The 14,458-nt window shown below is 30.7% G+C and carries 13 protein-coding genes and 2 rRNA genes; 3 read left to right on the top strand and 12 right to left on the bottom strand.

From position 1 onward, the window contains the following. Window positions 1–53 precede the first annotated feature (53 nt). Both JHL18_RS08635 and JHL18_RS08630 read right to left on the bottom strand, forming a co-directional pair. A complete protein-coding gene (locus tag JHL18_RS08635; RefSeq protein ID WP_200268197.1) occupies window positions 54–509 on the bottom strand; it encodes a zf-HC2 domain-containing protein in 456 nt (151 codons plus the stop codon). Beyond that, on the bottom strand, window positions 506–994 hold the full coding sequence (locus JHL18_RS08630; protein WP_200268195.1) for an RNA polymerase sigma factor: 489 nt from the start codon (window positions 992–994) through the stop codon (window positions 506–508). The genes JHL18_RS08635 and JHL18_RS08630 overlap by 4 nt, the downstream gene beginning before the upstream one ends. Before the next feature lie 346 nt (window positions 995–1,340). Here JHL18_RS08630 and JHL18_RS08625 point away from each other — a divergent pair, with 346 nt between their 5' ends. Continuing rightward, on the top strand, window positions 1,341–1,865 hold the full coding sequence (locus tag JHL18_RS08625) for a hypothetical protein (RefSeq protein ID WP_200268193.1): 525 nt from the start codon (window positions 1,341–1,343) through the stop codon (window positions 1,863–1,865). Window positions 1,866–2,174: 309 nt separating this feature from the next. Here the strand turns inward: JHL18_RS08625 and JHL18_RS08620 are convergent, their stop codons facing one another. From JHL18_RS08620 to ccpM, 7 genes are all read right to left on the bottom strand, one after another. Continuing rightward, window positions 2,175–3,824, bottom strand: coding sequence for a S8 family serine peptidase (locus tag JHL18_RS08620; RefSeq protein WP_200268191.1), 1,650 nt, complete (start codon window positions 3,822–3,824; stop codon window positions 2,175–2,177). 54 nt (window positions 3,825–3,878) lie between these two features. Beyond that, window positions 3,879–5,693 carry an ABC transporter ATP-binding protein gene (locus tag JHL18_RS08615; RefSeq protein ID WP_200268189.1) on the bottom strand — a complete coding sequence of 605 codons (1,815 nt, stop codon included), beginning with the start codon at window positions 5,691–5,693 and terminating at the stop codon, window positions 3,879–3,881. Between the two features lie 281 nt (window positions 5,694–5,974). Continuing rightward, complete coding sequence (locus tag JHL18_RS08610) at window positions 5,975–6,145, bottom strand: hypothetical protein (protein WP_420839216.1); 171 nt, start codon at window positions 6,143–6,145, stop codon at window positions 5,975–5,977. 194 nt (window positions 6,146–6,339) lie between these two features. Then, entirely contained in the window at window positions 6,340–6,537 is a 198-nt protein-coding gene (locus tag JHL18_RS08605; RefSeq protein WP_200268185.1) for a CLI_3235 family bacteriocin precursor, read from the bottom strand. Between the two features lie 113 nt (window positions 6,538–6,650). Then, complete coding sequence (locus tag JHL18_RS08600) at window positions 6,651–6,944, bottom strand: hypothetical protein (protein WP_200268182.1); 294 nt, start codon at window positions 6,942–6,944, stop codon at window positions 6,651–6,653. After that, window positions 6,944–8,086 carry a TIGR04066 family peptide maturation system protein gene (locus JHL18_RS08595; RefSeq protein ID WP_200268180.1) on the bottom strand — a complete coding sequence of 381 codons (1,143 nt, stop codon included), beginning with the start codon at window positions 8,084–8,086 and terminating at the stop codon, window positions 6,944–6,946. The genes JHL18_RS08600 and JHL18_RS08595 overlap by 1 nt, the downstream gene beginning before the upstream one ends. 335 nt (window positions 8,087–8,421) lie before the next feature. Next, a complete protein-coding gene (ccpM, locus tag JHL18_RS08590; protein ID WP_200268178.1) occupies window positions 8,422–9,846 on the bottom strand; it encodes a Cys-rich peptide radical SAM maturase CcpM in 1,425 nt (474 codons plus the stop codon). Between the two features lie 514 nt (window positions 9,847–10,360). Between ccpM and JHL18_RS08585 the strand changes: the two genes are divergently transcribed. After that, window positions 10,361–11,245, top strand: coding sequence for a helix-turn-helix domain-containing protein (locus JHL18_RS08585; protein WP_200268176.1), 885 nt, complete (start codon window positions 10,361–10,363; stop codon window positions 11,243–11,245). A gap of 130 nt (window positions 11,246–11,375) precedes the next feature. Here JHL18_RS08585 and JHL18_RS08580 read toward each other — a convergent pair whose 3' ends face one another. Continuing rightward, entirely contained in the window at window positions 11,376–12,785 is a 1,410-nt protein-coding gene (locus JHL18_RS08580; RefSeq protein WP_338025460.1) for an MFS transporter, read from the bottom strand. A gap of 326 nt (window positions 12,786–13,111) precedes the next feature. Between JHL18_RS08580 and JHL18_RS08575 the strand changes: the two genes are divergently transcribed. Beyond that, complete coding sequence (locus JHL18_RS08575; RefSeq protein ID WP_200268172.1) at window positions 13,112–13,957, top strand: metallophosphoesterase family protein; 846 nt, start codon at window positions 13,112–13,114, stop codon at window positions 13,955–13,957. Between the two features lie 251 nt (window positions 13,958–14,208). Here the strand turns inward: JHL18_RS08575 and rrf are convergent. Both rrf and JHL18_RS08565 read right to left on the bottom strand, forming a co-directional pair. Next, a 5S ribosomal RNA gene (rrf, locus tag JHL18_RS08570) occupies window positions 14,209–14,326 on the bottom strand. A gap of 57 nt (window positions 14,327–14,383) precedes the next feature. Beyond that, window positions 14,384–14,458, bottom strand: a 23S ribosomal RNA gene (locus JHL18_RS08565); the annotation flags it as partial.

The raw sequence follows: 14,458 nt of genomic DNA, 5'->3' as shown, positions 1-14,458 counted from the left end.
AAGAGCGCTTAATACAACTATTAGTATTCTACTCAGTGCCTTGTGGTTTATATCTAAAAAAGCTGTAGCACATATCTTAGTAGTAAATAAATTGCCAATATACCAAAGATAATGATTGTACCGATAGCTCTTCCTACAAAAAAGTTTTTCATATTTCTATCCCCTTTTAAATCAAATTTAAATATTATTATACCTACGGAAACAATACCTAAAACAACTATTACTGCTGGCATAAAGTTTGAATGTGAATTTTTATTTAATGCCATTCCAATAAAAGCTCCTATAAGTAATAACGCTGACATTGCAAGAATTAGATTTTTCTTGATTGTGGATACCACTCGTTTATCATTTAATTCAGTATCAATTGGCAAAGTATGTATTCCAAACTCAATTTTACAGCTTTCACAGTTTTTTATATGATCTTTAACTAATTTAACACTGTCCTCACTTGCCACATTATCTTTTACTAGCGGTATTAAATCTAATACAACATCACATGATATATTCAAATTAATTCCTCCTTTTGCAAAATGGATTTAAGCCATTTCTTTGTTCTAAAATCTATTACTCTTGCCGAGTTTTCAGAAACACCTATTTTCTCTGATATTTCACAGTAGCTTATCCCATCAATACGCATACTTACTATCTTTTCAACTTGCTCCTCTTTAGTTTTTAACAGTTCGCGCACTCTTTCAGCTATTTGTTTTGTATTAAAGTTATCAAAGGTACTATCTGAAATATATAGTTCTAAAAGTTCACTATATTCCACAGTGGCCTTATCTTTTCGTAAATTTTGCAACCATAAATGACGAGCAATGCTAAATAGCCATGTTTTAATGGATGAATTGCCCTTAAAACTCCCAATAGAATAAATAGCCTTTACAAATGTTTCGGAAAGCAAATCTTCTGAAAGGGTATGATTATGAGTAATACTCAACAAATAATTATATATATCTTGCTTATATTCTAAGTACAATCTTTCTATTTGCTTCATTTAAATCCCCCTTTCATATAATTAGTCACATTAAAACGCAAAATATTACACTGCTCCCGAAAAATTTTTAGCATGCCAGTTTTGAAATATCTTAAGGTTTAGTGCCTCTATCTTAATTTACCACTTAATTTTTAAATTTAGTTATATTTAGCTCTTACTTTATCACCATTTCCCAAAGAATAAAAAATTTTATAGGTTCCAATGATGTATTTAAAAACAATAAATATAATGGTACAATTGTAAATAATTAGTTATAGTAACAATAAAATATATCGTACATTATGCCCCATAATTAGTTTGATTTATAAGCATATAGATATGTTAAATCGGAGGCACGATAAATATTATGAATGAAAAACAGCAATCTATTTTAAATGAATTGTTATCAAACATAGATTTAAAATATAATACTATGTTTTTAGAATTAGCTGAATATGCCATAAGCCTTGGCTATACTCCAGTAAGAAGCAAAACCATTGATGTCAATATTGATTTTCGGAAAAATAAATTTAAAAAAACAATTTTAAAGCTGGAAGCCAAGGAACAGAAGCATGCTGGGCTTAAATACGGTGAACGGGATAAACCAGGATTAAGAATGCGTTTCTTTGCAGCAAAAGAATATTCCGATATTTTTAATAACGGAATTAAAAATGTTATTGAAGAATATGATGGAAGATATACTGGATGTTACGGATGCGGCAGATGTGATGGATCAGAAGGATATACTTTTATTTATCCAGATGGAAGAAAAGTTTATCGTTGTGGTAGCGAACTTATATCAGTTTTTGATTTTACAGAAAAAGATGTACCTGAAATAAAAAAACTCTTAAAAATACAAGATGATTATTATGTTGAAAAACTAGGAAGCTGATATATTTAATAAGGTTCCACTTCTATCCTTATGACTTCAACTTCTATTTTGAATTCAGATGTGTAAGCACAACTGCAATAGTAACTCCCATTGCCACCCAAGGAAATGAAGAACTAGCAAAATCATATATGATTCTTACCTCCTTTTCAACATTTTAAGTAAAGAACACTTACTTAATTTGAATCACAATGATACCATATTCTTACAAAACACAAAACATATTACATACACCAGTAAAAAAACAGTCAGTAGCATTATCCCTAATAGAACTAAAATGCTACTGACTGATATTAATATCTTTTATATCAACTATATTAAATATTTAATTACTTTATCATATATTTTCTGTATTTCAATCACATTATTATCCTGGTTTTTTCCAATGACTTCCTTCTCATCTTCAGCTGTTATTGTGATTTTGCATTTGTCTATTTCTATATATATATCTATCATATTTATGTCAATATCTAAAGCTTCATTTATATTGTCCTTGCGATTTACATTATCAGGATCAATAATTCCTAGTATGATGATATCTGAATTATACTTTCTATATAAAGTAGTCAAATATCTGTTTAAATTAATACCATGGGGAATATACTCAATCCCTTCTAATTTGCCAATTGCCTCGTTAGAAATAGTGGTAGAATTATACCCATCTTTCTTAAACCTAGTACTTATCTCAGCTATTATAGCAAGTAGTTCTGAAGGGTTACCTCCGTAAAAATATAACAAAGGTATATCCAGTTCCTCTTCCTTCTTCAACTGGCTACTTATAATTTTATTGTAAGTTGCAGCATCCCAAATACTATTTTTGAAATCTTTTACTTCTATAAAATCCTTGGAATTACACTCTTCTTTATATATAAACACCACATTCTTATCTAATTCATTGAAATAATTAAGTAACTTTTTAATATATCTCTCATGATTATATATAGCTTGTGAGAACACTAATATGACATTTTTGAACCCACTTAAATAATCTAAGTTTTTATTTAATGCATAAAATATATCTGCTTCTAAGCTTAATTTGTCGTCAATAATTACATTTATACTTGCTGCTTTTTCGTCCCATAAAGTATCACTTATTTCCTCTCCAGCGGTGCAGATATTTACTATAATTTTATCAGTAATCCAATCTAAGTCTAACTTTAAATATGGATTATACTTATCTTCAAGATTGTTTTTATCTCCTTGCCACAGCGTTTTTTTTATTTCTTCCAAGGTAATATCTCTTTTATCACTGACTATATTACAAACTAACGCTGTTACAGTGGGAGCTGCATAACTATTACAAAAGAAGGTATCTTCTTCATATCCAAAAGCACCTGATAAATGGTGACTTGAGCTTGCAAGTACGTCAATTCCATCAAATGGGTGACTTATAAACTTATATTGAAGCCCTGTATACTCTTCCTTACCACGAACACCAATAACATTAGAAAGACATGCTGGATAGGTGAAAACATTTTTGTTACTACAGGCTCCAATTATAATAACACCCTTTTCATAGGCAAAGTTTACACAAGTCCTCACATCTTCAAAATCTCTAAAATCAATAGTACCAAGACTCATATTCACTATTTTTATTTTATTTTCTACACACCACTCTATTGCCTTTATTAATTGATTTTTTTCACATTTCATTGTGCTATGGTTTAATATTTTTATGCTGCTTAATTCTGCATTTTTTGAGTAACTTTTAATAATAGCTGCACAGGTAGTTCCATGACTAGGTAACCATTTATTATAATCTTTTCTTATAATTACAGCCAAGTCACTTCTTATCTCTATATTATGTTTTAAAGGACCTAAATTATAAAACTCTTCATTTATGCCATCATCAATAATAGCAACAGATACTTTTTCAGATACCATACCCCTCAACAATCCCATCTTAAATTTATATGGATGAACCACTTCATAATAAAACTTATTATTTTTAAATTCTCTCACCAAAACCCGTGAGAGTTTTAAAAATAGATTTCGGATTGAAGTGGTTCTTCTTTATCAACTAATATATTTCTCCGCTTGTAAATTAAACAGGTATGCGTACTTACCTTTAAGCTTTATGAGACTTGAATGAGATCCACTTTCTACTACTTTTCCATCATCTAAAACTATTATCTTGTCTGCCATCACCACATTAGATAATCTATGAGATATAAAGATAGCTCCCTTACCCTTGCAAAGCTCAGCAAACATCTTAAAAACATGATGCTCTGATTCTGCATCCAAAGCTGCTGATGGCTCATCCAAAATTATTACATCACCATCTTTGAAAAAAGTTCTGGCAATAGCTAACTTTTGCCACTGTCCTCCTGAAAGTTCTTGTCCATCTTCTTCAAATTCTCTTGTCAAAAAAGTGTTAAGGCCTGTATCAAATTTGTTTACTACACTGTCAAACCCGCTTTTTTTACATGCATCTTTTATTTTACTTTCATCATCTTTATTTTTAAGATCTGAAAAAACTATATTCTCCTTAACTGTAAAAGCATAGTTTGCATAATCCTGAAACATAACACTAAAGCGACTTCTTAGGCTTTCTAGTTCATATTCTTTTATATTAATTCCATTAATTAATATCTCACCTTCAGTTGCCTCATAAAATCTTAACATTAACTTGATAATAGTTGATTTACCTGCACCGTTAATTCCAACTAACGCTGTCTTGTCTTTTGAATCTATGGTAAAACTTAAATTCTTTAATATAAAACTGTCTGAGTTAGGGTATTTAAAGGCTACATTTCGAAATTCAACAAAAAAACTCTTATCAACCTTCTTCTCTCCTAAATCCAGTATTGTATTTTCCCAAGCTAGGAATTTTCTAAAATTATCTATTCTTAAAGTTTCATCTAGAATCCTGGAAAAGGTGTACACTAGCATGAACAGTGCACCTATCATCTCTCCAAAATATCCAGTATATAAATTATAATCTCCTATAGTCAGTTTCCCCCGAATTATATTACTGCCAACATAATACATCATACCTGCATAACATATTTCAGGTAGAGTTGAAACCACACATACAAGAAATGCTTTTTTCGATATTATATTTTTCTTTCCGGCAAACCATTTTGCCCAGGATTTTTTATATTTACTTATCATCTCATCACCCAGATTGTAAATGCGCATGTCCTTAGCAAACATTCTATTTGAGAAAATATTTAATATATATCTAAATTTTCTCTCCTCTGGTACTGTATCTCTTTGCCAATTATACACTTTTTCTGTGTATTTTTTCTCTATAATCATGGATGGTATAATTGCAAATATCAATAATATAGCAAAGATAACATTTAAGTTACATAATAAAATAAAACAAGTAACTAGTTTGAATACGGAACTAATTCCTTGCATAATGCTCCAGATATACATCTGAACAAACATTGAATCTCTATTTGCATTTGTTATTTCATCGTAATATTTAGTTGAATCAAAAAAACATAAGTCCAAAGAAATTGACTTTTTACCAATCAATACATTAACATGATTAGTTATATAATCATTATGTAAGCCTGAAGAAAACTCTTTTATTTTTTCCATAACCTTTGAACAGGCTTGAACTGCTGTAAGCTGTATTATGAGCCTTATAAATCCATCTACACTAGCCGTCTCTCCTCCGCCACTTACTAGCTTTACTAGTAAATCTAGTATTTCTTTTCCCAAGTAAATGTTGATAAATGGTACTACAGAGGACGCTATCTCTAGAACTATTCTTAGGGCTGTAAACCCCTTTGAGGCCTGCCAGGAAATCTTCATACAAAATATAATTGAGTTTACTGAAGTAACTATCATTGGCATTATCTTTTTAGCAAATTTCATCACTGCTCACTCCTTTCAATAGAGTTACTATGGTTGATATTGATGATTTAAAGATGAACCAGTTCCAAATAGAATCTATATCTTATAATCCTATTGCCATTAATAGTTAACAGAAATATCGCCTAGTTTTATTAGCCAGAACTGGATTATCTATTCCTTTGAACTGATAAACTACTTGAAATGGAAAGTTAGTATTACCCCCTAAAAGATAATACTAACCTTATAACTGTAACTTCTTTAGTAGATTACTTTACATCTACTATATGACATCAATAAAGATCTTATGGACGATTGTTACTCCAAGTATTTGGAGTATTATTACTATAAGAAGTGGAACTATTTGCTGGACTAAATGTAGCACTGAAGCCTGAATAGCTTGTACAAGTACATGAACATGTGCAACTACAAGAACATAAACAGCTATGATAAGCTTCAATAGTTTCATTAGTCATGAATATCTTTTTTCCCAACTTTTTCATTTATCATCTCTCCTTAACTAAAATTGTAACCTTTCATTATGAAATTTCTTCATATAGATGTAATATCAGGGAGGAAATTTTAAAAATATGATTCTATAATGAAATGCTAAATCAACATAATAAGTTCAAATGAAAATGCTTTCTTCTTATAACTTAAATTGAAAATCTTATGGACGGTATCCACTAGCAAGGTTCATACTGCTTGTTTTACCACTGTTTGGACTACTATTTGGGCTAAATGAAGTATTGAAAAGTGTAGCGCTTGTACATGTACATGAACATGAACAGCTGCAGTAGCAGTTACATGTGTTATAAGCTTCTATAGTTTCATCAATCATTGATATTTTTTTACCTAATTTTTTCATAATATATCTCTCCTCAATAAAAAATTTAATATATATCAAACCAAAGGTTAAATTTAAATTAATCTCCTCCCTTTCTTAAAATAAAATATAACCTTAGGATTGTACCGATTTGTTCAGCTTTTACTTTCATATACATGCAGAATACTCTCTGCAATTCCTTCAAGTGTTTTAAACGAACCGTCTAAAATATTTTCTTGCGGAATCTTTAAACCAAACTCTCTTTGAACTTCAAAATACAAATATATAAGCTCTCTTGGCGTAAATCCAAACTTACTGCCAAGTATAAGTTCCTTTTCCCAACTAGGCGAGATTTCTTTCACAGGAAAATCGAATCTTTTCTCGATAACTTCTGATAATTTATCAAGAATCTGTTGCTTGTCTAAGGTTTTCTCTAATATTGCCTCCATTATATCCCTCCTATGCTTATCTGTTCTCTATCTCCATATTTAGATAGGGTATCAATCAAATATTCCAGCATTTTTTCACTATGAGAGCTACTTAATATATTGAATACTGGCCTAATGGTATTCATATACTCACCTTCTATAACTTTGTCTATATCCAAAGAACTAAAATAATCTAAGCAAATCTTTCGCCTATCATTCGATGCAGTATAATCAACACGTGCAGAGGATAAATTAAAACAATCCACCTCAAACCCATATTTGTACTTAAAGGAGGTCTTAAGCATTTCAAAGTATCTAGGATACATAATTTCAAATAAAATGCTTATAATTGTAAAATCAGGAGTAAGTGCTTGCGATATAAGAAATGCAGTAACTGCAAAATTGTTTGTTAGCTTCTTATTGAAAGGCATTAAACCACCAGGTATTCCAACAATAATTAAATCTGGACTTTCTGTCTTTTCAATTTCTTTTATATATCTATTAAAAGATACAATCTTTTCTTTTTCCCCAATCTCGCTTTTAAACATAAACTCAGGTATAGAATGAAAACCAAATAATTCACAATAACTTTTTGTACCTACCTGACTTACCTTATAACCTTGATTTATAAGCTTTTCTCTTAAGGATAATTGGATCTCAAATTTACTGGTATTCTCAGTTAATCCCCCTACAAAAATAACTGGGGTTTCAATCTCAAGTAGAGTTTCATCATAAGCGCCAACTGAAAAATCAGATTTTTTCTCTTTTATATATCTAAAACAGTGTTTTTCACTACCATATTCCTCTTGTAACTTCTCAATTGTATCGCCATCAAATTCTGATGCACATACAACCTCTTTACCAGCAGCTATTGCCTTATGAATATTAGAAACAATTCTATTTTTCAATTTTTCATTCTTGTTATAATCCATTATAATTACTGCATCACACTGTTCTAATGCTTTTTCAAAATCTCCACTGACTTTTATACCTATATTTTCTCCCTTATCAGCTTGTCCAGCATCTTCATCTATGATTCCCCATCCCTTAGGTGATACTAAAGAAACTATTTCATAGTCCTTTAATAGTTCTCTATGTCTTACAAGTGATGCTGCTTCTCTGCCATAAGGATAAATTATTGCTCTCTTTTTTGTTGCAACCATAAAAATTCTCCTCTCAAGTTTTTGTATAGATAAACTAGTTCCAAGTGGAATCTATATTTGATAATCCTATTACCATTAATGGTAATAGAAATATATATTAGATTTATTATATAGAACTAGATTATCTATTCCGTTGAACTGATAAACTACTTCAGTCCTTAAACTCCAAATAAAGATTTCGATGGTTCTACGAATCTTTATTTGAATAATTTCTAATATGAAGTAGTTTATCTATAATTAAAGCTGAAACATTTGAATCCAAAATTTATATTAAAACTCTCCTAGGTTCTATTGAGATGATTTAAAAATATAAACTTTATTACGAAATGGTTCATCTATAGAAAAACCTCTTGAATTTCACTGACCATCAAGTAATTTCTAAGTAAACTCTCTACATAATTTCTTACACTACTGCAACCATTTTTCTTTAGTTCAACTGAAAGTTCCTTACTGTTATCAGCCTGTTTTGCACACATCACACAGTGAGAGATAGCCCAACAATTCTTACAAGAGTCACCAGTAAGTTTTGCTACATTTAATAAGTTTCTTGCCTTATCAAGGTTAAAACCATCTTCTATGTTTCCGATGCTCATAACTTCTGATACTTCACTTACTCTCTCACAAGGATAAAAATTTCCTTCTGCATTAATAAATAATCTCTGTGCTCCTGGTATACAAGGTCCCCCATGTGACATAACTTCAGCCATTACAGTACCTTTAGACAGCTTGTCCTTAAGCTGCTTTACTTCATCCACTTCTTTCATTGCAATTGGAGAAACTGTATCTTTATCTAATTCACCAAAGTAATGTAAGTATGCTTTAAATACTTCATAACCTCTCTTACTTATAAAATCATCTTCCAGATGAATTTTGCTACTTGAATAAGCATCATCTATTACAGTGGACATTATGTTATTCTCTTTAAATAAGTCATAATCTGTAAAGAGGCTGTTTATACAGTCAAAATCATTGCTAGGATCTAAAACCATACTGAAAGACAACTTCTTAAAATATTCTGGATACTTTTCTCTAATCTTTAGAAGGTTTCTTTCTACTACATCAAAGGTTCCACAACCATTAGCTGCGAATATCCTATTTTTATCCTGTATTTCTTTTGGTCCATCAAGACTAATCATAGTATGAATATCATGTTCTATTAAAAAATCTATTATCTTATCCGTAAGCAAGGAGCCATTTGTAGTTATGGTAAAGGAAAGATCTTTTCCCTCGAACAAATCTTCAGCATACTCAACAGACCTTTTAATTAAATCAAATTCTAGAAGCGGCTCTCCTCCATAAAAACCAATATTAACCTCTTCTAAATCTCTAGAATGATCTAGCAAGAAATCTATGCCTTTTTTTGCTGTTTCAAAGGACATGCTCTTTAAAGAATGGGCTCTCTGTTTACCGTTAGCTGTCTCGGAATATACACAGTACGCACATCTAAAATTACATTTTTGAGTTACTTGCAAGGTTATTTTTTTTACCTTATGTCCTAAGTTATACTCAAGAAATCTGTCTTCTGGATGGACAATCTTCTTCGGTTTTTTAGAAGATAAAAGTCCTTCTTCTTTTAGATTTTTAATAGTTATCCCAACAATATCTTTGATATCGTTTTCATCAAAGTCATCTGCTCTTCCATCTTTGATAGCTTTAAAAACCTCTTTATTAACCTTAATGATAGAATTGGTATTCACGTCAAATATATAACTACCATACGGAGTTTTTATTGGGTGAATAAATGGTTTTTCATTAGTCATATTTAAAGCCTCCTAAATCTAAAGTTTTTATATTTTGAGTAAGGTAATATTTTTATCCATAAACTTTCTTTGGACTATGTGAGAAATCTTACAAATGAAATGCTTTTCTCTATTATTCTTTATAACTTTAATGAGTACTATTTCTATGCTCCCACAGATTTTCTTCATCTTGATCTCCTAAAGGATAAAATTTGCACAAAACCATATTACTTGTTTCATTTGTTCACTCACGTTATACAATAAATACTCTATAATATTTTTATTTGTTGTTAATTTTCACAAATTTCATGCTATGTTACTATTTTACATATATGAAGTTAACCAAAATTATCATATGTTGCTATCTTTTTATATTTTTGATGATATAATTTATAAATAAATGTGTTCATGTCAAATTCTATCAAGATAAAAATCATATTTTTATCACATCTTTACATCCGTACCACGTATTGAAGTAGTTTATCTCTTCAAAAAAGGTATACCTTTCAAAATATGCTTTGAGGTGAGTTTATTAATGACACAAGAAACTTTTAAAATTATAAAGACGGTTATCGACTATATTGAAGTAAATTTAAAAGACAGCATTACCTTAGATGACATCTCTCAAGAAGCTGGTATCTCAAAATATCATTTGCACAGAATATTTAAATCAATAACTGGTAGTCCACTAATGGAATATTTCATAGGAAGAAAATTATCCGAATCTACTAATGAGCTTATTAATACAGAATTAAAGATAATAGATATAGCTCATGAATATGGCTTTGAATATGAGCAGAATTATATTAGGTCCTTTAAAAATCAATTTAGTGTGAGTCCTTCAAAATTTAGAAAGGAAAAAAAGGCAATAAAAATTATAGACAGGATAGATCTAACTCGCACTAATTCTATAAAAGATAGGATTATTATTGAACCACAGATTGTTATTAGACCGCCGATTTATATAGTTGGTCAAACGCATAAGTTATATACAGGTGATAATTGTTACGGCTATACTGCAAGCAAAGTTGCTTCAGATTTTTATTATAACCATAAACATAATATAAGAAATGCAAAAGGGGGAGAATATATAGGGCTGACAAGGTACATTGATAAAGAGTATTCTTATTATCAACCATCTATAGAAGTGGATAACTATAAAAAAATACCCCACAGTATGACTAAAGATACTATTGTCGGTAACAAATATGCAGTATTTAAATATATAGACTTATGTAATATTAGCGAGGTCACCATTGGCAACATCATAGACGTATACGATTATGTATTTAATACTTGGCTCTACCGCTCAGGTTATGAACAAAGTCATTCCTTTCATTATGAAAGCATTCGTGAAGAAAATCTAAGATCCGATTATTGCGAAGTAGATATATTTGTTCCAATTAAGAGATGTATTTAAACCACTCCGATCATTTTCTCTTTAAATTCTACTCTCAGAACCCAAAAGAGCTTTTAAAATAGTTCTTTAATCGAAGTGGTACATTTTTAGTTATCATCTAAAAGTGTATAAATTACTTAAGTTTGTTGTTCTATTCACTTATATTAGGTGTCTTCACAAGCCTAAAAAGTGCCATAAAAATACCTGCAATTGCAATTACTGCACCAATCTTATAGGTAAAACTCATTGAACCTATAAAAAGCTCAGGATTACCGGAAGTAAGAGCTGATACATGACTTCCCAGCTTTGAACTCATATGACTATAGAATATAGCTACTGAAATTGAAATTCCACTTGTCATTCCTAAGTTTCTTATAAGAGAGTTCATACTGCCTGATATACCAAGTTTGTCTTTGGGAACCGAGGACATGACTCCTGCATTATTTGGAGATTGAAATAATCCATAACCACATCCTAGTATAGTCATGCTTACCATTATAGCAAAGTATGATGAGTCCAATTGTAAGAAGGACATTGTAAATATTCCAACACAAGTAAACGCGAGCCCTATAAAGGTAGGAATCTTATAGCCTATTTTATCACATAAAATTCCGCTAAGCGGTGCCATTACAGCTGCAGTCACAGGATAAACCATCATTATAATACCTGCTCTTTGAGGAGAAAAGCTTAATATATGCTGCAGATAAAATGGTTGTATTATATTTGTAAAGTAGATTACACAGTAGGAAATAAAAGCACAAAATATCCCTGCGCTGAAGAGATTATTTTTAAAAAGTGTAAAATCTAACATTGGAACCTTTGTATTTATTTCTATATAACAAAAAGCTACAAAACTTAATATAGATACTATAAATCCTGAAACTATTGGCAAACTGCTCCACCCAAATGCTTCAGCGTTTAAAAGTGATAGAAAAAGTGCAGCAACAGTAATTACAAAAGTGATCATTCCCTTAAAATCAAAGGCTTGTTTATTATTCTTAAGCTCTTCCTTAGGCACATACTTTACTCCAGCTAAATATGCGATTATACCAATTGGGATGTTAATTAAGAATATGGACTGCCAGTTAAAGGTTCCAACAAGAAATCCGCCTAGAGGTGGTCCAGTCATTGTACCTATTGCAACTACTGTTCCTAAGATTCCCGTTGCTCTTCCTCTTTCCTTCAGTGGAAATACCATTGTAATAATACCAAAATTGCAAGCCATCATCATAGCAGCTCCAAGCCCCTGTACCATTCTAGCTACAATTAAGAAAAGCATTGTTTTTGAAAAAACACACAACAGTGATCCTAGTGAAAATATAAGAAATCCATTTTGATATATATTTTTCTTGCCTTTCATATCAGCAAGCCTTCCAAACATAAGTACTAGAGTTGAAATAACTAAAAGATAGCTAGTTACCACCCACTGTATTGTTCCTAAATCTACTGACAAAGAGGCCGCCATCTTCGGTAATGCTACATTAACTATATTAATATCCAAGGTAGTCATAAAGGAACCAACCAATATTACTACTAGAGTCTTCCATCTTCCTTCCTTCACTTTGAATACCTCCATAAATTGTTCAGTACTATAATATTATAAATCTACTAAATTGATACCAATACTATGGATTTAAGTTGTACCAGTTCAATATGAATAAATTATAGACCTATCCATTCACTGCTTTTTATAAGGTATAATCTTGTAACAAAATTATACTTATAATAAAATATCTTGTGATACAATAAGTTTAGTTTATGTTTATGAACTTTGTTGGAATTAAGATTTTATTCCTGATGCTTGAATAATTTTCGTAGCACCACCTTAATTTTAACAACAATATTAAATAGACCATAAAATTAAAAGCATAAGGTGGTGAATAATTAATGAAAATAGCTATATTATCAGATATACATGGCAATTTGTCGGCTCTAAATGCTGTACTTAATGACCTTAAAAAATTAAATATCGATAAATACATTATTGCTGGTGATAATATCATTGATTGTCCAAGTGATAATGAGGTATTAAGAATAATCAGAAGTTTAAATGGTTACGCCATAAAAGGAAACAGAGAAAAATATGTATTAGATTTCAATAAAGGTCTTCATAAAGAATGGATCGACTATAAGCAAATGGCATCAGTTGTGTGGACACACAGTATATTGTACAAAGAAAACTTGGAATACATAAATCAGTTACCTGAACAACTAAATATCTCTTTGCCAGGTATAGATACTATACGAGTTGTACACGGGTCGCCTTTTAATGTTTCTGAACAGATTTTTAGTGACAAGCACCCTGAGAGAATAGAAAAATCTCTTAAGGGTATTACCGAAAAAGTTCTAATTTGCGGTCATACCCATTTTGCTTGGCATAAGACTATATATGATAAGCTAATAGTAAATCCAGGCTCAGTTGGAGTTCCTTTTAATGATTGCAAATTTGCTGAATATGCTATTTTAAATTGGTGCGGTAATCACTTTACAGTTACACATCACCAAGTTGAATATGACTTATCTGAATTAGAACAGACTTTCTTCGAAAGCGGATTATATAAAGCATGTACAACTTGGTCTAAGTTAACTCTACAAAGTATAAAAGAAGGCAGAGATGTAACTTCTGATTTCATTAAATTTGCCTATAAGTTAGCTGAGAAAAATGGATTTACTAACCTAAGCTTAATTCCTAATAATATCTGGGACAAGGCTGATGAAGAATTTGGGCTATAGGCTTATCTTAAGTAATGGTATGTTAAAAATCAATGAGTATTGACATCCCATCAACATATACTCTTTAATTGAAATATTAGTTATTTAGATGTTACTAAACTACTGTTTTTGATTTAAGTGGTTAGTCATCTGGTACTTTTATAAATCTATAAAAACAATTAATATAAGTTTTTCTTATTTTCTCGCAAGAAATAAAAATAAAAAAGACCTCACATATTGTGAGGTCTTTTTCGTATCGTCATATACTAATTACCTAGCAACCACTTACTCTCCCACACAGTCGCCCATGCAGTACCATCAGCCGTCTAAGTCTTAACCTTCGTGTTCGGAATGGGTACGGGTGTAACCCTTAGACGCATCATTACTAGATCTTTCAAAGATTATTCTTTCAAAATTGCACTTAAGTTAACTTTGTAATAATTTGTTTTGGTCAAGCCCTCGACCTATTAGTATCGGTCAGCTGAACATGTTACCATGCTTACACCTCCGACCTATCAACCT

It is taken from the genome of Clostridium yunnanense (assembly GCF_016595795.1).
GTDB classification, from domain to species: domain Bacteria; phylum Bacillota; class Clostridia; order Clostridiales; family Clostridiaceae; genus Clostridium_AR; species Clostridium_AR yunnanense.
Note: the sequence above shows the minus strand (reverse complement) of the source record. Positions and strands in the feature narration are given on the sequence as shown.